This window comes from Streptomyces sp. NPDC018026 (genome assembly GCF_044327745.1).
GTDB lineage: Bacteria > Actinomycetota > Actinomycetes > Streptomycetales > Streptomycetaceae > Streptomyces > Streptomyces rubrogriseus.
In genome coordinates this window covers 23,740-42,656 of the sequence record NZ_JBIRFY010000012.1, presented here as the reverse complement: position 1 = coordinate 42,656, position 18,917 = coordinate 23,740, and the positions used below count along the sequence as shown (strand labels likewise).

13 protein-coding genes are annotated in these 18,917 nt (G+C 70.7%); 5 read left to right on the top strand and 8 right to left on the bottom strand.

What is annotated here, in order from left to right; genetic code table 11:
- Positions 1-161 precede the first annotated feature (161 nt).
- Together ACH4D3_RS30355 and ACH4D3_RS30350 are read left to right on the top strand one after the other, a co-directional pair.
- Positions 162-1,319, top strand: a complete 1,158-nt coding sequence (locus ACH4D3_RS30355; RefSeq protein ID WP_398328562.1) for an acyl-CoA dehydrogenase — start codon at positions 162-164, stop codon at positions 1,317-1,319.
- A 145-nt stretch (positions 1,320-1,464) separates the two neighbouring features.
- Positions 1,465-2,505 carry a vWA domain-containing protein gene (locus ACH4D3_RS30350; RefSeq protein WP_398328559.1) on the top strand — a complete coding sequence of 347 codons (1,041 nt, stop codon included), beginning with the start codon at positions 1,465-1,467 and terminating at the stop codon, positions 2,503-2,505.
- Positions 2,506-2,554: 49 nt separating this feature from the next.
- Here the strand turns inward: ACH4D3_RS30350 and ACH4D3_RS30345 are convergent, their stop codons facing one another.
- Entirely contained in the window at positions 2,555-3,121 is a 567-nt protein-coding gene (locus ACH4D3_RS30345; protein WP_398328556.1) for an acyl-CoA thioesterase, read from the bottom strand.
- A 120-nt stretch (positions 3,122-3,241) separates the two neighbouring features.
- Here ACH4D3_RS30345 and ACH4D3_RS30340 point away from each other — a divergent pair, with 120 nt between their 5' ends.
- On the top strand, positions 3,242-4,519 hold the full coding sequence (locus ACH4D3_RS30340; protein WP_398328553.1) for an LCP family protein: 1,278 nt from the start codon (positions 3,242-3,244) through the stop codon (positions 4,517-4,519).
- A gap of 52 nt (positions 4,520-4,571) precedes the next feature.
- Here the strand turns inward: ACH4D3_RS30340 and ACH4D3_RS30335 are convergent, their stop codons facing one another.
- The 7 genes from ACH4D3_RS30335 to ACH4D3_RS30305 form a co-directional block, all read right to left on the bottom strand.
- The gene (locus ACH4D3_RS30335; RefSeq protein ID WP_398328550.1) at positions 4,572-5,948 is read right to left on the bottom strand and encodes an LCP family protein; all 1,377 of its coding nucleotides are present in this window, start codon (positions 5,946-5,948) and stop codon (positions 4,572-4,574) included.
- Positions 5,949-6,299: 351 nt separating this feature from the next.
- Complete coding sequence (locus ACH4D3_RS30330) at positions 6,300-8,000, bottom strand: LCP family protein (protein ID WP_398328547.1); 1,701 nt, start codon at positions 7,998-8,000, stop codon at positions 6,300-6,302.
- Positions 8,001-8,077: 77 nt separating this feature from the next.
- A complete protein-coding gene (locus ACH4D3_RS30325; RefSeq protein WP_398328544.1) occupies positions 8,078-9,829 on the bottom strand; it encodes an LCP family protein in 1,752 nt (583 codons plus the stop codon).
- A gap of 206 nt (positions 9,830-10,035) precedes the next feature.
- Positions 10,036-11,775, bottom strand: coding sequence for an LCP family protein (locus ACH4D3_RS30320; protein WP_398328541.1), 1,740 nt, complete (start codon positions 11,773-11,775; stop codon positions 10,036-10,038).
- 167 nt (positions 11,776-11,942) lie between these two features.
- Positions 11,943-13,676: an LCP family protein gene (locus ACH4D3_RS30315; RefSeq protein ID WP_398328538.1), complete on the bottom strand. Its 1,734-nt coding sequence runs from the start codon at positions 13,674-13,676 to the stop codon at positions 11,943-11,945.
- Between the two features lie 265 nt (positions 13,677-13,941).
- On the bottom strand, positions 13,942-15,132 hold the full coding sequence (locus ACH4D3_RS30310) for an LCP family protein (protein ID WP_398328535.1): 1,191 nt from the start codon (positions 15,130-15,132) through the stop codon (positions 13,942-13,944).
- 418 nt (positions 15,133-15,550) lie between these two features.
- Positions 15,551-16,315: a TIGR03089 family protein gene (locus tag ACH4D3_RS30305; protein ID WP_398328532.1), complete on the bottom strand. Its 765-nt coding sequence runs from the start codon at positions 16,313-16,315 to the stop codon at positions 15,551-15,553.
- A gap of 139 nt (positions 16,316-16,454) precedes the next feature.
- Here ACH4D3_RS30305 and ACH4D3_RS30300 point away from each other — a divergent pair, with 139 nt between their 5' ends.
- Both ACH4D3_RS30300 and ACH4D3_RS30295 read left to right on the top strand, forming a co-directional pair.
- A complete protein-coding gene (locus ACH4D3_RS30300; protein ID WP_398328529.1) occupies positions 16,455-17,729 on the top strand; it encodes a peptidoglycan recognition protein in 1,275 nt (424 codons plus the stop codon).
- 103 nt (positions 17,730-17,832) lie between these two features.
- Positions 17,833-18,915 (top strand): sugar phosphate nucleotidyltransferase, encoded by a 1,083-nt coding sequence (locus ACH4D3_RS30295; RefSeq protein WP_398328526.1) that lies wholly within the window; start codon positions 17,833-17,835, stop codon positions 18,913-18,915.
- Positions 18,916-18,917: the final 2 nt, after the last annotated feature.

The window sequence follows — 18,917 nt, the reverse complement described above, 5'->3', positions numbered from 1 at the left end:
CGCGCCCGAGCATATCGGGGACACCGGAAAAGCCTTTCGAGGGCTTTGGGCCGGCTGTCGTCAAGCTCACCTATCCACGAACGCGGGCGGGCTCTAAAATTTGGGTTACTTAACGGTAGTTAGCGTGCCCAGCATCACAGCGTTTTGGAGCGTGAGACACCTTGGCCGGATCGGCTGACTTCGACCTGTACCGCCCGTCCGAGGAGCACGACATGCTCCGGGACGCCGTCCGCTCGCTGGCCGAGGCGAAGATCGCGCCGTACGCCGCCGCGGTGGACGAGGAGGCCCGCTTCCCGCAGGAGGCGCTGGACGCCCTCACCGCGAACGACCTGCACGCGGTGCACGTCCCCGAGGAGTACGGCGGCGCGGGCGCCGACGCGCTCGCCACGGTCATCGTGATCGAGGAGGTGGCCCGCGCCTGCGCGTCCTCCTCCCTCATCCCGGCCGTGAACAAGCTCGGCTCGCTCCCGGTGATCCTCTCCGGCTCCGAGGAGCTGAAGAAGAAGTACATGACCCCGCTCGCCAAGGGCGACGGCATGTTCTCCTACTGCCTCTCCGAGCCCGACGCGGGCTCCGACGCGGCCGGCATGAAGACCAAGGCCGTCCGCGACGGCGACTTCTGGGTGCTCAACGGCGTCAAGCGCTGGATCACCAACGCCGGCGTCAGCGAGTACTACACCGTCATGGCGGTCACCGACCCGAGCAAGCGCTCCAAGGGCATCTCCGCCTTCGTGGTCGAGAAGTCCGACGCGGGCGTCTCCTTCGGCGCCCCGGAGAAGAAGCTCGGCATCAAGGGCTCCCCGACCCGCGAGGTCTACCTCGACAACGTCCGCATCCCCGCCGACCGCATGATCGGCGCGGAGGGCACCGGCTTCGCCACCGCGATGAAGACGCTGGACCACACCCGCATCACCATCGCCGCCCAGGCCCTCGGCATCGCCCAGGGCGCCCTCGACTACGCCAAGGGCTACGTCCAGGAGCGCAAGCAGTTCGGCAAGCCGATCGCCGACTTCCAGGGCATCCAGTTCATGCTGGCCGACATGGCCATGAAGATCGAGGCCGCCCGCCAGCTGACGTACGCGGCGGCCGCCAAGTCGCAGCGCGGGGACAGCGACCTCACCTTCCAGGGCGCCGCCGCCAAGTGCTTCGCCTCGGACGTGGCCATGGAGGTCACCACGGACGCCGTCCAGCTGCTCGGCGGCTACGGCTACACCCGTGACTACCCGGTGGAGCGCATGATGCGCGACGCCAAGATCACGCAGATCTACGAGGGCACCAACCAGGTCCAGCGCATCGTCATGGCGCGCAACCTGCCGTAGGGGCCGGGGACTTGTCAGCGAGGGGCGTCCGCCGGCCGGGCGCCCCTCGCTCGTCGTGACCGATTGTCAGTGGTGGATGAGACGGTAGGTCCATCGAGTCGGGAAGCCGCCGAGCGGCAATCGGTACGTAGTAGGGGGAGCCGCCATGTCCAAGAGCCAGAACTACATCAACCACGTCGCTCTCGTGCTGGACGCCAGTTCGTCCATGCGGCGCCTCAGCCACAAGGTGGTCGAGGTCGCCGACCAGCAGATCGCCTACCTGGCCCGCCGTTCGCAGGAGCTGGACCAGGAGACCCGCGTCACGGTGTACGTCTTCGCCGACCAGGTGGAGTGCGTCATCTACGACAAGGACGTGCTGCGAATGCCGTCGCTGAAGCAGATGTACCGGGTCGGCGGCATGACGGCGCTGCTGGCGGCCACGCTCAAGTCGCAGCGGGAGCTGGCGCAGACGGCCCAGCTGTACGGCGACCACAGCTTCCTGACCTTCGTCCTCACGGACGGACAGGAGAACGTGAGCCACCGCTGCCCGGACGCCCCCGCCAGGGACCCGCGCGCACTGATCGAGGCCGTGTCCCGGATGATCGAGACGCAGGCGGACAACTGGACGCTGGCCGTCCTCGTGCCGGACCAGATGGGCAAGCGCGAGGCCATGCAGTACGGGTTCCCGAAGGACAACATCGCCATCTGGGACGCCACGAGCACCCAGGGCCTCGAGGAGGCCGGACAGGTCATCCAGGAGGCCACCGAGAAGTTCATGGTGGGCCGCACCAAGGGCATCCGCGGATCGAGGGCCGTGTTCTCCACGGGCGGGGACGCGGTCAACAAGGACACCATCAAGGCGGCCGGCCTCACGCCGGTGGAGTCGTCGAAGTACCAGCTGATCGACGTCACCCGCGACGTGGCGATCCGCGACTGGGTCGTCGAGCGCGGGCACACCTACCGCACCGGTGGCGCCTTCTACCAGCTGAGCAAGTCGGAGAAGGTCCAGCCGAAGAAGCAGATATCGGTGCTGGAGAAGAAGACGGACCGGGTGTACACGGGGCCCGAGGCCCGCGCGCTGCTCGGCCTGCCGGACGTGGAGGTCCGCATCAAGCCCGACCACAACGACGAATTCACGATCTTCGTGCAGAGCACGAGCGTGAACCGGAAGCTCGTACCGAACACGCGGCTCCTGCTCATGCTCTGACGCCTCGGACACCGCCGGCGCCCGGGGTGGCGCCGCCCCCGGGCGGAGGTCAGTCCTCGTACCCCTCCGCCACCCGCCGCTCCCGCAGTTCCATGATCGCCCGGCGGCGGGCCAGGCGGTGGGTGCGGCGGATCTGGGCCTCCTGGTAGCGCCGCTTGTCCTTCTCGGTCTCGGGCAGCACCGGCGGCACCGTGCGCGGCTTGCCGTCGGCGTCCACGGCCGCGAAGACCAGGTAGGCCGAGCCGACCTGGGTGGCCGGGGTGGACTCGTTCCAGCGCTCGGCCAGGACCCGGACGCCCACCTCCATGGAACTGCGGCCGGTCCAGTTGACCTGGGCCTTCACATGGACGAGGTCGCCGACGCGGACCGGTTCGAGGAACGCCATCTCGTCCATGGACGCGGTGACGGCGGGTCCGCCGGAATGCCGTCCGGCCACGGCGCCCGCCGCGTCGTCGACGAGCTTCATGATCACACCGCCGTGCACCGTGCCCAGAAGGTTGGTGTCGCTGTGCGTCATGATGTGACTGAGGGTGGTGCGGGACGCCGAGGTCGGCTTGCCCGGGATCTCCGGGGCCGGCGACTGCGCGGCCGAGGCCTGTTCTGCCTGGTCTGTCATGGCCTCCACCTTATGCCGGGGCTGCACCGGCGTGATTTTGTGTCGGGTTCGCAACAGCACTGCCCTGATTTTCCGACATACCTTGTAACGCCCACAGGGCAGCCCTGCACACTGGTGCGCATGAATGATTGGCCCGAGGGATGGTCCGGTGACAACCGCGGCAGCGGCTACGGGCGCGGCAGCGCGAGCGCACGGCCCGAGAGCGCACGCGTGATGCGTCAGGTCCGCCGCGGCGCGACGCCGCCCGGCCCGGGCCCGTCGGCCCCGCCGTACGGCGCCGGGGTGCCCCAGCAGCCGTCGTACACCGACGGCCAGGGGCACGGCGGCGACGGGTACGACAGCGGCTACAACACCGGCCAGGTCTACGGCGGCGGCGGTGGCCAGGGACCCGGCGGCCGCCAGGCACCGGGCCGGCCCGCGCCGAACTGGCGGCGCCGGATCAAGTGGACCGCGATCACGGTGGTGACCGTGCTGGTCGTCACCACCGTCGGCACCTACTTCTGGGCCGACTCCAAGCTCAACCGCGACGTCGACCTGTCCAAGGTCATCGAGCGGCCCGCGGCCGGCGAGGGCACGAACTACCTCATCGTCGGGTCCGACAGCCGCGAGGGCATGTCCAAGGACCAGATGAAGGACCTGCACACCGGCTACGCCGAGGGCAAGCGCACCGACTCGATGATGATCCTGCACACCGGGGACAACGGGTCGACGCTGATCTCCCTGCCCCGCGACTCCGACGTGGAGATCCCGAGCTTCGTCGGCTCCGAGTCCGGCAAGAAGTACCCGGGCACGGGCCGGCACACCAAGCTGAACGCCGCCTACGCCGAGGACGGCCCCGAGCTGCTGGTGCGCACCGTCGAGCACAACACCGGGCTGCGCCTGGACCACTACGTGGAGATCGGCTTCGGCGGCTTCGCGAACATCGTGGACGCGGTCGGCGGGGTCGAGATCGACATCCCGCAGGACATCAAGGACAAGAAGTCCGGCGCCGACCTCAAGAAGGGCAAGCAGACCCTGGACGGCCAGGAGGCCCTCGCCTTCGTCCGCACCCGGTACGCGCTGGCCGGCTCCGACCTGGACCGCACCAAGAACCAGCAGAAGTTCCTGTCGGCGCTGGCGAGCCAGGTGGCCACCCCGTCGACGGTCCTCAACCCGTTCAAGCTCTACCCGACCATGGGCGCCGGCCTGGACTCCCTCATCGTCGACAAGGACATGGGCCTGTTCGACCTGGCGAGCATGTTCTGGGCGATGAAGAGCGTCAGCGGCGGCGAGGGCACCTCGATGAACATGCCGATCTCGGGCAGCGTCGGCGGCAACCTCAAGTGGGACGACGCGAAGGTGAAGAAGCTCGTCGAGGAACTGAAGAACGACGAGAAGGTCACCGTCTCCGGCAACTGAGCGGCGACTGAGCGGCAATTCAGCGGGGCGCGCCGGTGAACATCGGCGCGCCTCACTCCTTGCCGCAGACCACCTCGTCGCCCCGCACCACCGTGCCCGACTCCTGCGGCGGGTCGGCCGGCCGCACCTTCGCCACCTTCTCGAAGTCGGCGCCCGCGATCACCTTCAGCGTGGCGCCCTGCCCCTTGACCGGCTTCAGCTCGCTGCCGGGCAGTGCGGCGGCCAGTGACTTCGCCGACTGGTCCCAGCGCGGGTCGTAGGCGACGACGGTCCGCCCGACCGCCCGGTCCGCGGCGTTCCGCGGTGCCTTGGTGGTGCGGAACCCGGTCGCGGCCAGCGCGTCGTCCACCCGCTTGCCCAGCCCGGAGGTGCGGGTGCCGTTCTCCACCTGGACCCGGATCTGCTTCGGGTCCACCGGGACCCGCACCGGCGCCGGACCCTTCGGCCTCGGTTTCGGCGCGGCCAGCGGCTGGTCCTCGCGCAGGGCGTCGAAGAGCCGCTGCGACTTGGCCGGGTCCCACTTCAGCGTCGAACCGACGCCCTTGACGGCGTAGCCCATCTGCCCGATCGGTACGGTGGTGAACTCGGAGGACGACGGCGAGAAGTTCCGCATCGCCCGCCCGAGCGTCAGCAACTCGTCGGTGCCGAAGTCCTGGTCGGCCCGGACCGAGCCGAGCACGGCCCGGGTGACGTCGCGGAACTTCAGCGGGTTCAGCAGGATCCCCGAGGAGGTCGCCCGGTCGATCAGGGCGGCCAGGAAGCGCTGCTGGCGCTTCATCCGGCTCAGGTCCGAGGCGCCGTCGAGGTGGCGGGCCCGCACGTACTGCAGTGCCTGCCCGCCCATCAGGGTGTGGGAGCCGGCCGGCAGGTCGAGTCCGGTGTAGCTGTCCTTGAGCGGCTGGACCGTGCAGATCTTCACACCGCCGAGGACGTCCACGGTCTTCATGAAGCTGGTGAAGTCGACCTCCAGATAGTGGTCGATCTTCACCCGGGTCATGTTCTCCACGGTGCGGATCGTCAGCTGCGGGCCGCCCTCGGCATAGGCCGCGTTCAGCTTGAGCGGATGCCCCTTGTGGTGCTCGCCGGTGGTGCGGTCGGTGTGGCCGGGCGTCTCGGCGTACGAGTCGCGCGGCAGGCTGACCACGCTCGCGCGCTCCCGGTCCTCCGAGATGTGCACGATCATGATGGTGTCGGTGCAGTGGCAGGGGGCGCCGCCCAGCCGGTACTTGCGCCGCTCCTCCTCGGTGATCTCGTCCCGGCCGTCGGTGCCGACCATCAGGACGTTCATGCCGTCGCCCGCCCGCGGCCGGTTCTTCATGTCCTTGAACGCGTCGAACCGCGAGATGTCCGAGTCCAGACTCGAGAGCACCGCGTGCCCGATCCCGGCGGAGGCGAGCACCACCACCGACAGCGCGGTCACCGCCCGCACGGCCCAGCGCGGCTTCTTCCGCCGTACGGGGGGCCTCGGCGGACGCCCGGCCGGCCGGGGGCCACCGCGCTGCGGCGGGGGCCCGCCCCGGTGGGTCGAGGCCGGGACCCGGGACGAGCGGGGCGGCGTGGGCAAGGGGAACACCTCCGCGGGGACGGGGCCCTGGGCGTGCACCGTGAGGCCGTACGTGGGATTCGTGAGCACCGTAGGCCCATACGATCTGCTGCCCGGGGCTGTGGCCCCGCGGCGCGCACCCGTGTCCCCCGTTCGCGGTAACGGGAGCACCGGTGAAGGCCGGGTCCGACGTGCGTCGGCCCGCCGTTTCCGTGATCGTGTCCGGCCGGCCGGCCGTCAGGACCAGGTGAACGCCGGGTTCACGTGCATGCAGGCGCTGTCGTCCGCGCCGTTGAGGGCCTCGGCCGACTCGGGGATCCGGTCGTCGCTCCCGGGCGCCCGGTACGCCGTGTCCTCGCGCCAGTCGGCGCCCACGACGAGCGTGACGCCGGAGACGTCCGTCGACCGCTTCACCGAACTCGCCGGGATCCCGAGGGACTTGGCGACGCGGCGCGCGTCGCCCTCCAGGTCGGCGCTCGGGTAGCGGATCACCGTACGGTCCTCGCTCGGCAGCACCGACGGGTCCGCGACCGCCTTCGCGAAGCCCCGCTCCACCAGGAACCCGGTGACCGTGTTCGCGCGTCCGGGGGCCGTGCCCAGTTCGTCGGTGCGGGTGCCGTTGCGGACCTGTACCGCGATCTCGTCGTCGGGTGCGGCCGGGTCGGCCGGGAGCTCCGGCTCCGCGGCGGGCTTCTTCTTCGCGTCCTTGCCGTCCAGCGCGATGTCCTCGCGCACCAGCCGGAACAACTGCTCCGAGTCCTCGGTCGGCTCGACGCGGGCACCCACGTACCGGTTGGGCATCGTGGTCATGGTGATGCGCTCGGGCTTCACCTTCCGCAGCTCGGTGCTGAGGTCGTACAGCTGCTTGACGGAGTCCAGGCCCGGGTCGACGGTGAGCGCCTCGGTGGCCTCCTCGGCGAGCCTGCGCAGCTTGTTCGGGCTGCTGAGGGTCGCGTTCTCGCGCAGCACCCGGACCATCGAGTTCAGGTACATGTGCTGGGCCTTGGCCCGCGCCAGGTCGCTGCCGTCCTCGAAGCCGTACCGGGTGCGCAGCCACTGCAGGGCCTGCTCGCCCTTGACCGGGTGCGTGCCCTTCGCCAGCTTCAGACCGGAGCCGTGGCCCCCGGCGTCGCGCGAGTGGATGTTGGCGTCCACGCAGACCGGGACGCCGCCGACGGCGTCGGCCATCGAGACCACGCCCGCGAAGTCGACCATCACGAAGTGGTCGATGTGGATGCCGGTCAGCTCCTGCCAGGTGGCCACCGTGCAGCCGGGACCGCCGTGGCCGAGGCTCTGGTTGGTCATCACCCGGCCCTCGCTCGCCGGGTACACCTCGCCGTCGTCCGGGTCGGTGCACTTGGGTATCTCCAGCAGGGTGTCGCGCGGCATGCTGACCACCGACATGTTGCTGCGGTCGGCCGACAGGTGCACCAGCATCTGCACGTCGGCCAGCGGCGTGGAGCCGAACGTCTCGCGGGCGCCGCCGAGTTGCTGGTTCTCCTCGCTGTCCCGGGCGTCCGAGCCGATGACGAGGATGTTCAGCGGGGTCTGCCCGGCCGCGTTCGGCGTCGGCGCGGCGACCTTGTTGTCGCCCAGGTTCAGGGCGTCCTGCTTGATGTTGTCGTTGAGGTGCTCGTAGTAGAGGTAACCCGCCCCGGCCAGGCCGGCCAGGACCACGGCGAGCACCACCGCGGTCCAGCGCAGGACCCGCCGTCGCCTGCGCGGACGGGGGGCGACGGGCTCGCCTTCGGTGCGGTCCTCGGTGTCGCCTTCGGCGCCGACGGCGGTGCCTTCGGGTCCGTCCTCGGTGTCGCCTTCGGGTCCGTCCTTGGCGCCGTCGACACCGTTGTCGCCGTCCCCCCGGACGGTCTGCGCACCTTCGGGGGCGTCCGCCGCGCCCTCGTCCGTGTCCTCCCCCTGCACACTGCTCCGCGTCACTTCCGCGTCCCTCCCCGCCCCCGGGCCACCGCGTGGGCCCGTCGCCGCCCTGTCAGACGTACGACAGGCCCCTCAGGTCAACTGGCGCACAGCTTCTGGTCGGCCGTGGACTCGGTGTCCAGCTCCGGCTTCTTGACCGAGCCGTCGAGTTTGACGCCGGCGCCCTTGAAGTCCTTGCCGAGGGTGAGGGTCATGGTGGGCAGGCCCTGGGAGTTGGTGACGCTCTCGCCGGGCTTCATGGCGGCGCCGGTCAGGCCGAGGATCTCGGCGAGGGCGCGGGCCTGGTCGGCCTGGTCGGGGGCGTACTCCAGGGTGGTCTTGGCGATGTCGGCGGGGGCGTTGCCCGCGTTCTCCGACTTGGAGACCCCGGCCTGGGTCTGCAGGTAGGCCAGTTCCTGCTGGGCGCTGCCGGTCGGGGCGCCGCCGTTCATGACGCGGACCCGGACCTCGCCGGGCTCGGACTTCGCGCCCTTGAGCCGGGCGGCGACCGCGGCCTTCTCCTTCTTTTTCTTCTGCTCGACCTCGGTGAAGGAGATGTCGTTCTTGATCATGTCGAAGACCTGGGGGCCCTTCGCCTCGTTCACGACCACCGTCGCCTTGACCTTCTCGGCGGGGTTGTCGATCACCGGCACCGTGGTGAACGTGATGTTCTTCGTCGGCACCTTCTTCAGCTCCAGGGCGATGTCCTTGAGCGTGCCCACCTTGCCGATGGCCTTGTCCACGGTCAGGGCCTTGGTCGCGGCCTCGGCGAGCTTCACCAGCTTGGTGGGGCTGGTGAGGGTGTCGCCGGAGGCCATCTTGCGCATGAGCGAGCCCAGGAACTGCTGCTGCACCTTGATGCGGTCCAGGTCGCCCTCGTTGCCGAAGGCGTGCCGGGTGCGGACGAAGGCCAGGGCCTGCTCGCCCTCGACCTTGGACTCGCCCGCGGGCAGCTTGAGATGGGACTTCGGATCGTCCACGGCGTGCTCCACGCACACGTCGACCCCGTCGACCGCGGTGGTCAGCGTCTTGACCGCGTTGAAGTCGGCCATCATGAAGTGGTCCGGCTTGATGCCGGTCGTCTCCGCCACCGTGCGCATCGTGCAGCCCGCGTCCCGGCCGAAGTCGCCCAGGCTCTGGTTGAAGCGGACGCCGGAGGTACCGGGGATGACCTTCTTCGTCCCGTCCTCCTGCACGGTCTCGCAGTCGGGGATGTCGACGATCAGGTCGCGCGGGATGCTGAGCGCCGTGGCGTTGGAGCGGTCCTCGGCGACGTGCAGCAGGATGTTGGTGTCCGCGTGTCCGGCGCTGCCCTTGTCGCCGTAGCCCTCGTTGCCCTCACCGGTGCGCTTGTCGGTGCCGATGATGAGGATGTTGAAGGCCTCGTCCTTCTTGAAGCTGCTGCTTCCGGCCGTGCCCACGTCCGTCGTCGAGACGTTCCCCTCCAGGTGCTTGAGGTAGACGTAGCCGCCCACACCGGCCACCAGGACCACGAAGGCCATGCTGCCGCCGGTCCACAGCAGGACCCGCTTGCCCCTGGACTTCTTCTTCTCCGGCCGGCGGCCGCGCCGTCCGGGCGCCGGCGCCTCGGGCTCCGGACGGCGCCGCCGCTGGGGCGGCACCTCACGGCCCGGAGCGGTCGTACGGCGCCCCGCCGTGCGGGGTCCTTCCGTGCCAGGTCCTTGCGTGCGGGGCCCTTGCGTTCGGGGTCCTTGCGTGCGGGGCCCCGGGACGGACGACTCCGGTGCGGAGGGGGACAGTCGCAGTTCGTATTCACCGGTCCGCGGATTCAGCACCCACTGGTCTGCGGGATCCACGTCGTCTGCCCGCCCACGTCCTTGCGCGTCCACGGTCTCCCAATCCTCCGTCGGGGGCCACGCGGCACCTTCCTCTGAAGGTGCCCGGTAAAGAGTCAACAAGTGCACGACGCCAGGGCGGACCTCGCGGCAGGGGGCACCGGAGCGCTCACACTATCCGCCCGGTTCGGCGTCGAACGAGTCCGGTGTCACGATCGTCACCCCTACAACAGGGCATTCCCTCCTATTTTCGTGAACTCCTACCATCGGTAGGGCTTGTAGACGTCCATGCACTTGCTGGTGTCCGAGCCGTTGATGGCGTCGCTGGTCTCCGGCAGGTCTCCCGCCTCGGGCGTCTTCTGCTTCGGATAGGACGTCCCCCCGCGCCAGTCAGCTCCCACGACGAGAGTGATCCCGGACACGTCCGTGGACTTGCGCACCGCGTTCGCGGGGATCCCCAGCGCCTCGGCGACGCGTCGCGCGTCGCCCGCCAACTCGGCGCTCGGGTACCGGACTACGGTCCGCTCCTCGGAGAGCGCCGCCGAGGTGTCCTTGACCGCCTTGGCGAAGCCCTTGTCCACCAGCGTCCCGGCGATGTCACCGGCCCGGCCGGTGACCGGGCCGAGGGTGGCCGAGCGGGTGGCGTTCTGGACCAGGACGCCGATCTCGGAGTCGGCGGCGGGTTCGTCGGAGGGCTGCCCGGCATCGCCCTGCGCGGCGTCGTCGTCTCCGGCGGCGGCCGTGTCGTCGCCCGTGCCCGTGCCCGTGCCCTTCTTCTCCTTCTTGCCCTTGTCGTCGAAGGACACGTCGTCGCGGAGCATCGCCCACATCTTGTCGGCGTCGGGCGCCGGCAGCAGGTGGTTCTCGTCCTCGGGGTCCTCGACGGTGGGGATCGTCGTCATGGTGAGACGGTCCGTGGGCACCGTCTTGAGCTGCATGCCCAGGTCGTACAGCTTCTTCACGGTGCCGATCTCCTCGGAGACCGTCAGCGACTTCGTCGCGGCCTCGGCCAGGTCCATCAGCCTCCCCGCGTCCGTGAAGACGTTCTGGCTCTTCAGCGTGCGGATCATCGAGTTCATGTACATGTGCTGGGCCCGGGCCCGCAGCGGGTCGCTGCCCCAGGCGTGCCGGGTGCGCAGCCACTGCAGCGCCTGCTCGCCCTTGACCTTGTGCCGGCCGGCCGTCAGCTTCAGGCCGGAGCCGCCGGACACCTGGGGCAGCGGGCGGTCCCACACGTTCTGGTTGACGCAGACCTCGACCCCGCCGATGGCGTCCGCCATCGAGACGACGCCCGCGAAGTCGATGGTCATCCAGTGGTCGATGTAGACGCCGGTCAGGTTCTCCCAGGTGGCCAGGGTGCAGCCGGCGCCGCCGCGGGCCAGCGACGTGTTGATGATGGCGTTGGTCGCCGGGAACTTCTCCCCGGTCTCGGGGTCCTTGCACGCGGGGATGTCGACCCGGGTGTCCCGGGGGATGCTCACCACCGAGGCGCTCTCGCGGTCGGCGGACAGGTGGATCAGCATCTGCACGTCGGCCAGCGGCGGGTTGTCGCGGTGGTTCTTGCCGCCGCCGAGGGCCACGTTGGCGTCGGAGGCGCGGCTGTCGGAGCCGAGCAGCAGGATGTTCAGCGGCGTCTGTCCGGCGGCGTTCGGCTCGGCCTTGTGCGCCTTGGAGTCGCCGCTGCTGCGCTCGCCCTTGTCGATGTTGCCGTTCAGGTGCTGGTAGTAGAGGTATCCGGCGCCGGCCGTGCCGAGTATCAGCACCGCGAGGGTCGTCGCGGACCATCGCAACGCCCGGTGCCGGCGTCCCCCCGCGCGCCGCCACCCGGAGCGTCCGCCGTTGCCGCCGTTGCCGCCGTTGCCGCCGTTGCCGCCCGAGCCCCCGTGCCCGGCCGTTCCCGTTCCGCCTTCGTCACGGCCGCGGCGTCCGGCTCGCCTGCCGCGGGCGTGCCGGACCGTGTCGGGTCGCGTTCCCTCCCCGCGCACACTGCTCTGCGTCATGCCTCTCCCACCCTCGGACCCGCGAACGTGCTCCCGCACGCGACCTGTTCGCACAGTTGGACGTACGAGGCCGCGCGTTGGCTGTACGACGCCCGGTGGTTTGTTCGCGGTTGAACCGGTCGACCGATGGACTGTCGTACTGTCAGACGGGCTTGGAGCCCCTCAGGTCACTTCGCGCACTCGACCTTGTCCGCCGTGGACTTCTGGAGGTCCTCCGGCGCCTTCGCGGAAGTGGCGTCGAGTTTGACGCCGGCGCCCTTGAAGTCCTTGCCGAGGGTGAGGGTCATGGCGGGCAGGCCCTGGGAGTTGGTGACGCTCTCGCCGGGCTTCATGGCGGCGCCGGTCAGGCCGAGGATCTCGGCGAGGGCACGGGCCTGGTCGGCCTGGTCGGGGGCGTACTCCAGGGTGGTCTTGGCGATGTCGGCGGGGGCGTTGCCCGCGTTCTCCGACTTGGTGACGCCCGCCTCGTTCTGGAGGTAGGTCAGCTCCCGCCCCGCGCTGCCGGACGAGGCGCCGCCGTTGAGGATGCGGACGCGGACCTCGGAGGGCTCGGACTTCGCGCCCTCGAGGCGGGCGGCGACCGCGGCGTCCTCCTTGTCCTTCTTCTCCTTCTCCTGCTTCTTGACCTCGGTGAAGGAGACGTCGTTCTTGACCATGTCGAAGACCTGCTGGGCGGGGCCGTCCTTGAGGACGACGGTCACCGGGGTCTTCTCGGCCGGGTTGTCCTTCACCGGGACCGTGGCGAAGGTGAGGTTCTTGGTGTCGAGCTTGCCCAGCTCCAGACCGAGGTCCTTCAGCTTGCCGATGCTCTTCAGCTTGGCGTCGACGGTCAGCGCGTCGGTGCCCGCCTCGGCCAGCTTCACCATCTTCGTCGGGCTGGTGAGCGTGTCGTTGGACTTCAGCTTGCGCATCAGCGAGCTGAGGAACTGCTGCTGCAGCTCGATACGGCTCAGGTCGCCGCCGAATCCGACGGAGTGCCGGGTGCGGACGAAGGCGAGCGCCTCCTCCCCCTCGATGGTGTGCTTGCCCGCCGGCAGGTTCAGGTGCGAGTCGGGGTCGTCGATGTCCTTGGCCAGGCAGACCTCGACCCCGCCGACCGCCGAGGAGAGGGTCTTGACCGCGTTGAAGTCGGCCACCATGAAGTTGTCGGGCGTGATGCCGGTCAGCTCGGTGACGGTCCGCATGGTGCAGCTGGGCGTACGGCCGCTCTGGCCGAGGCTGGTGTTGAAGCGGACGCCGGTGGAGCCCGGGATGACCTTCTTGCTCCCGTCCTCCTGCGTGGTCGGGCAGTCGGGGACGTCGACGATCAGGTCGCGCGGGATGCTGAGGGCGGTCGCGTTGGAGCGGTCCTTGGAGACGTGCAGCAGGAGCGTGGTGTCGGCGTGGCCCGCGCTGCCCTTGTCGCCGTAGCCGTCGTTGCCGGAACCGGTGCGCTTGTCCGTGCCGATCAGCAGGATGTTGATCGCCTGGTCCTTCTGGAACCCGCCGGTGCTCGCGCCGTCGTCGGGGAGGGACTCGATGTTGTCGTTGAGGTGCTGCAGGTAGAGGTATCCGGCGGCGCCGACGGCGAGGACGACGAACGCCATCGTGCCGGTGGTCCACAGGAGGATCTTCTTGCCCCTCGACTTCTTCTTCGCCGGCCGCCGGCGATCCCGGCGGCCGGGCGGCGGCTCCTCGCGGCCACGCCGGCCGGGCGGTGGCGGCTCCTCGGGCGTCGCGCGGCGTCTGCGGGGCGCGGGAGCCTCGGGGGCCGGTGCGGAGGTGGCCCGGCGGGGCCTCGGAACGGGTGACTGCGGTGCGGAAGGGGGCAGTCGCAGTTCGTAGTCACCGGTGTCCGGATTGAGTACCCACTGGTCTGCGGGGTCGATGTCCTCCGCCCGCCCACGGCCTTGCGCGTCCACGGTTGTCCGAATCCTCCGTCGGGGCCACGCGGCGCCCTCCCCTCCGGGCACCCGGTCTCACTCAAGTCAGTTCAGTGCGTGGCCGGGCAGAAGTCCGCGGCCGGGCACACCGGATCGCTCACACTAACCGCCCTCTTCGGCGTAGGGCGATGGCAGTGACGCATTCCACGAACCTTACAACTGGGCAATCCGGCGCATTTCTTGGACAATTGTCCGCGCGTTCGTGCCCGCCTTGCTCACGGGTGGCTCCTTCTTGGAATGCGCTTTACTCGCAGACGTCCTCGTCGGCGGTGTTCCCGCTGAACGTGGGCGCCGGGGAATCGGCGGCACGGGGTTCGCCGGAATTCGCCGTACCGCCCGTCGAGTCCCGCCGGGAAGCCGTGACCGTCACGGGCTCGTCCGTCCGCAGCCGGGTGAACAGCTTCTCCGCGGCGGGCTGCACGAGCTGGTCCCGATTGGCGTCGCCCGAGTAGGACTCCCGGGGGACGGTCAGGAATTGCACGCGCTCGGTGGGAATCCCGCGCAGCCCGCGCACAAGGTCGTACAAATCGCGCAGACTCGCCAGACCCGGATCCGTGGTGAGCGACGACGTGGCGGCGTCCAGAACGGGGTACAGCTTCACCGGATTCAGCAGCACGTCATTGCTCTGCACCTTGCTCACCAGCGCTCCCAGAAAGCGCTGCTGCCGGTCCATCCGGTCGGTGTCGCTGCCGTCGCCGAGCGACTTCCGCGCCCGGACGTACCCGAGCGCCTGCTCCCCGTCGAGCGTCACCCGGCCCGCGGGCAGTTTCAGCTTGGCGTCCTTGTCGTCGACCGGCTTGCGCAGGCACACCTCGACGCCGTCGAGCGCGTCGACCATCTCCTTGAAACCCTCGAAGTCGACGACGACGTGGTGGTCGATCCGGATGCCGGTCAGCTTCTCCACCGTACGGATCGAGCACGCCGAACCGCCCGCGGCGAAGGCGTAGTTGAACTGCTGGAGCGCCGGTTCGGTGAGTGACCCGTCCGGCCGGTGGCAGCCGGGGACCCGCACCATCAGGTCGCGGGGGAGGGAGACGGCGGTGACGCTGTCCCGGCCCGCGGCCAGGTGCAGCAGGATGGTGGTGTCCGACCGCTCGGTCCCGGAGTCCCGCCCGTAGCGGGCGTTGCCGTCCCCGGATCGCGAGTCCGACCCGATCAGCAGGACGTTCTGCGCGCCGCGCACCAGCGAGGTGGGCCGCTCCTTCTCGTACCGGGCGAGTTCGGCCGCGGCCGCCTCGTCCGCGGTGATGTTGCCGCTCAGCTTGGCGTACACCGCCCACCCGACGCCCACCGCGCCCCCGGCCAGCGCGACGACCACGATCCCGGCGATCCCCAGCCGTCGCCTGCGCCGCCGCCGCTTCAGCCCGACCCCGCTCGCGGACGCCCCGTCCCCCGGACCCCCGCCGGAGCCCGCCGTGCCCGCGTCGTCGCCCACACCTGCCTCCGTCCACACCCGCACGCTGGTACGACCATGCCCCGAGCGGCCCCAAAAGACAGAACGCAACTAGCCCGAACGGGCACCCCCCCCCGCAACCCACGAGCACGCGAGGCGCCTACCCCCCCGCAACCGCGCACGCGAGGCGCCTCCGCCTTCCCCCCCCGCAACCTGCGCGCACGCGAGGCCCCCCTCCCGCGCAACCCGCGAGCACGCGAGGCGCCCTCCTCCCCCCCCACAACCTGCGGGCATTCGTGCCGCCTAGGGCGGCACGGGTGGGCGCAGGCGGCACCCCGTCAGCGCCGGGCCGCGCACCCCACCCCACCCCGCGCCGACACCGACGCCGGGCACCGACCGCACCGGTCACCGACTCCCCGGCGTCACCTCCACGCCGGTTCACCAGCCACCCGGCAGAAACTCACCGCGCCGTCGCCGAAACCCGCTCCGCCTCGATCCGCTGATCCACCACACCCACCCCCGCCAGCTCCAGATGCCGGCACAGCACCACCGACCCCCCACTCGCCAGCGGCCCGTACAACCCCGCGCTCAACCCCTCCCACGTGTCGTACGGCAACCCCGACAGAATCCGCACCCCCGGCCCCGTGAGCCCCAGCCCCGACGCCTCCGCCCGAGCCCGCTCCACGACCTCCGCCCCACTGAACTCCCGCCCCGCCACGATCAGCCCCGGCGCCTCCGGGTCCACCGGCGCGTACGCCACGAACCGGTCCCCCTGCCCCGGCACCTCCACCGCGTAATCGGCGAAGCCCTCCGGCGGCGCCGGCGCGAACCGACCCCCCAGCGGCCGCAACGCCAGCGCGATCCGCGCGCCCGAGCACGCCCGCGCCGCCTCCAGCGACTCCGGCTCCGGCCCGCTCACGACCACGTCCGCCGCCCCCGGATCACCCGCCACGTCGGCGACGACACCCACCGACGCGCAGGCCAGCAGCCACACGGCCGTCTGCCAGTGCGCGGGCAGCAGCAGCGCCACCCGGTCGCCGGGTTCGACGGAGAGTTCGTCCTGGAGCAGGTTCGCGGTCTTGGCCACCCAATTGGCGAAGGTGGCCACGGACAGTTCGACGCGTTCGCCCGTGGCGTCGTCGTAGAAGGTCACCAGGGGGCGTCCCGGGTCCGCGGCGAGCGCGGAACTCAGCAGGTCGGCAGGGGTGCGGTCGGTCGCGTTCACCCGCGCAAGCGTACGCGGGACGGGCAACGCGCACCGAGCGCACGGCGGACCGGGCCACCACCGGTTCGGACCAAGGCGCCCTACGCCCCGTCAGATCTCAAATGGAAATATTTGTACGATCATGTCCAGTATCAGGGGCATGCGTGGATTCCTAGCTTCCTCGACCGGCGTCACGTGCGCGGCGGCCCTGGCCCTCCCGCTCGCCCCGCCCGCGGCAGCCGCCACCTCCTCGGCCCCACCCGCGACGAGTTCCACCGCACGGCCCGGCGCGTACGCCCCCGGCGGCACCCAGTCCCTGCCCCTCGCCCCCCTCGCCCGCGACCGGGCACCCGGCGCACCCGGTGCGGTCGAACAGGGCCTGCGACGCTCGGACGTACGGCGCTTCTCGCTCGTCGGCGTCGTCTGGGACAGCCCCGCCACCGAACTCCACGGCCACGTCGAGGTCCGTACCCGTGCCACCGCCACCGGCGCCTGGTCCGGCTGGCAGGAACTGGAGACCCACAACGCCGACCACGCCGCCGACCCGGGCACCCCGGAGAGCGCCTCGGGCCATGTCCGCGGGGCCACCGCACCGCTGTGGGTGGGCGAGTCCGACGGCGTCGAGGTCCGGGTACGGGCCGGGCACGAGCCCGGCACCGCCCGGTCCGCCTCGCCGCTCCCCGCCGGCCTGCGCCTCGAACTCGTCGACCCCGGCGAGGGCGCCCCGCCGCCGACGAACCGCGCGCAGCCCCAGACCCGGACGGAACCCTCCGTACTTCCCGCACTCCCCGCACCTCCCGCGCTCGGCGCGCGACAGAAGGCCGGCCCGCACATCGGCCCCCGCCCGAGCATCACCACCCGCCGCGGCTGGGGCGCCGACGAGAAGCTGCGCGAGAAGGGGTTCGTGTACACGAAGAAGGTCAAGACGGCCTTCGTGCACCACTCGGCCACCGGCAACAACTACCGCTGCTCGCAGGCACCGTCCGTCATCCGCGGTATCCACCGCTACCACGTCCGGAGCACGGGCTGGCGCGACCTCGGCTACAACTTCCTCGTCGACAAGTGCGGACGCATCTACGAGGGCCGGGCCGGCGGCGTGTCCAAGCCGGTGCTGGGCGCCCACACCCTGGGGTTCAACTCCAACAGCATGGGAATCGCGGTGCTCGGCACGTACAGCTCGAAGAAGCCGTCGTCTGCCGCGCTGAAGGCGATCGCCCGGCTCACCGCATGGAAGGTCGGGCTCTACGGCATGAATCCGCGCGGGAAGACATACCTGAAGTCCGGAGGTGGCAACCTCTACCGAAAGGGCAAGAAGGTACGACTGAACGTCATCTCCGGTCACCGTGACGGCTTCGCCACGAACTGCCCCGGCACGAAGCTCTACGCCAGGCTCGGCACCGCCCGTTCGAAGGCGGCGCACTACCAGGGCCGCTGAGGGCGGGCACCGCGCGGTCGTCGAAGGCACCGTGGAACGGTCTGCATACACTGGCCCGCCGAAAGACAGTTCGGCCGGTCCCGGCAGGAAGCAGAGACGACAGGTGACAGAAGCGATCCTCCTGGTCGGCGGCAAGGGCACGCGGCTGCGCCCGCTCACGGTGAACACGCCCAAGCCCATGGTCCGGGCCGCCGGAGTGCCGTTCCTCACGCACCAGCTGGCGCGGGCCAAGGCGGCCGGCGTCGAGCACATCGTGCTCGCGACGAGCTACCTGGCCGAGGTCTTCGAGCCGTACTTCGGCGACGGCTCCGCACTGGGCCTGCACCTCGAGTACGTCACGGAGAAGGAGCCGCTCGGCACCGGCGGCGCGATCCGCAACGTGGCGTCCCGGCTGCACTCGGGCCCTGACGAGCCGGTACTGATCTTCAACGGCGACATCCTGACGGGCCTGGACATCGGCGCGCTGGTGCGCACCCACGAGACGACGGGCGCGGACGTCTCCCTGCACCTGACGCAGGTGACCGACCCGAGGGCGTACGGGCTGGTCCCCACGGACGGCACCGGCCGAGTGCTCGCCTTCCTGGAGAAGCCCCAGACCCCCGAGGAGATCGTCACCGACCAGATCAACGCGGGGGCGTACGTCTTCCGCCGCTCCGTCATCGACACGATCCCGGCGGGCCGCCCGGTCTCGGTCGAACGCGAGACCTTCCCGGAACTCCTGGCCACCGGCGCGCACCTCCAGGGCATGGTCGACTCCACGTACTGGCTGGACCTGGGCACCCCGGCGGCCTTCGTCCGCGGCTCGGCCGACCTGGTCCTGGGCCGCGCCCCGTCCCCGGCCGTACCGGGCCGCTGCGGCGACCGCCTGGTGCTGCCCACGGCACAGGTCGCCCCCGACGCCAAGCTGACCGGCGGCACGGTGGTCGGCGAGGGCGCCTTCGTGGCGGAGGGGGCCCGCGTCTTCGGCAGCACGATCCTGCCGGGCGCCGTCATCGAGCCGGGGGCCGTCATCACCGACTCCCTCATCGGCACCCGCGCCCGCATCGGCACCCGCTCGGTCCTGGCCGACACGGTCATCGGCGACGGCGCGGTCATCGGCGCCGACAACGAACTCCGCTCCGGCGCCCGCATCTGGTGCGACGCCCACATCCCCCCGGCATCCCTCCGCTTCTCCCCGGACACGTAGTC

What these genes read in the sequence shown, in the direction of transcription:
- ACH4D3_RS30350 (WP_398328559.1), top strand. Translation starts at nt 1,465, where the DNA reads ATGTCCAAGAGCCAGAACTACATCAACCACGTCGCTCTCGTGCTGGAC.
- ACH4D3_RS30345 (WP_398328556.1), bottom strand. Translation starts at nt 3,121, where the DNA reads ATGACAGACCAGGCAGAACAGGCCTCGGCCGCGCAGTCGCCGGCCCCG.
- ACH4D3_RS30340 (WP_398328553.1), top strand. Translation starts at nt 3,242, where the DNA reads ATGAATGATTGGCCCGAGGGATGGTCCGGTGACAACCGCGGCAGCGGC.
- ACH4D3_RS30320 (WP_398328541.1), bottom strand. Translation starts at nt 11,775, where the DNA reads ATGACGCAGAGCAGTGTGCGCGGGGAGGGAACGCGACCCGACACGGTC.
- ACH4D3_RS30300 (WP_398328529.1), top strand. Translation starts at nt 16,455, where the DNA reads ATGCGTGGATTCCTAGCTTCCTCGACCGGCGTCACGTGCGCGGCGGCC.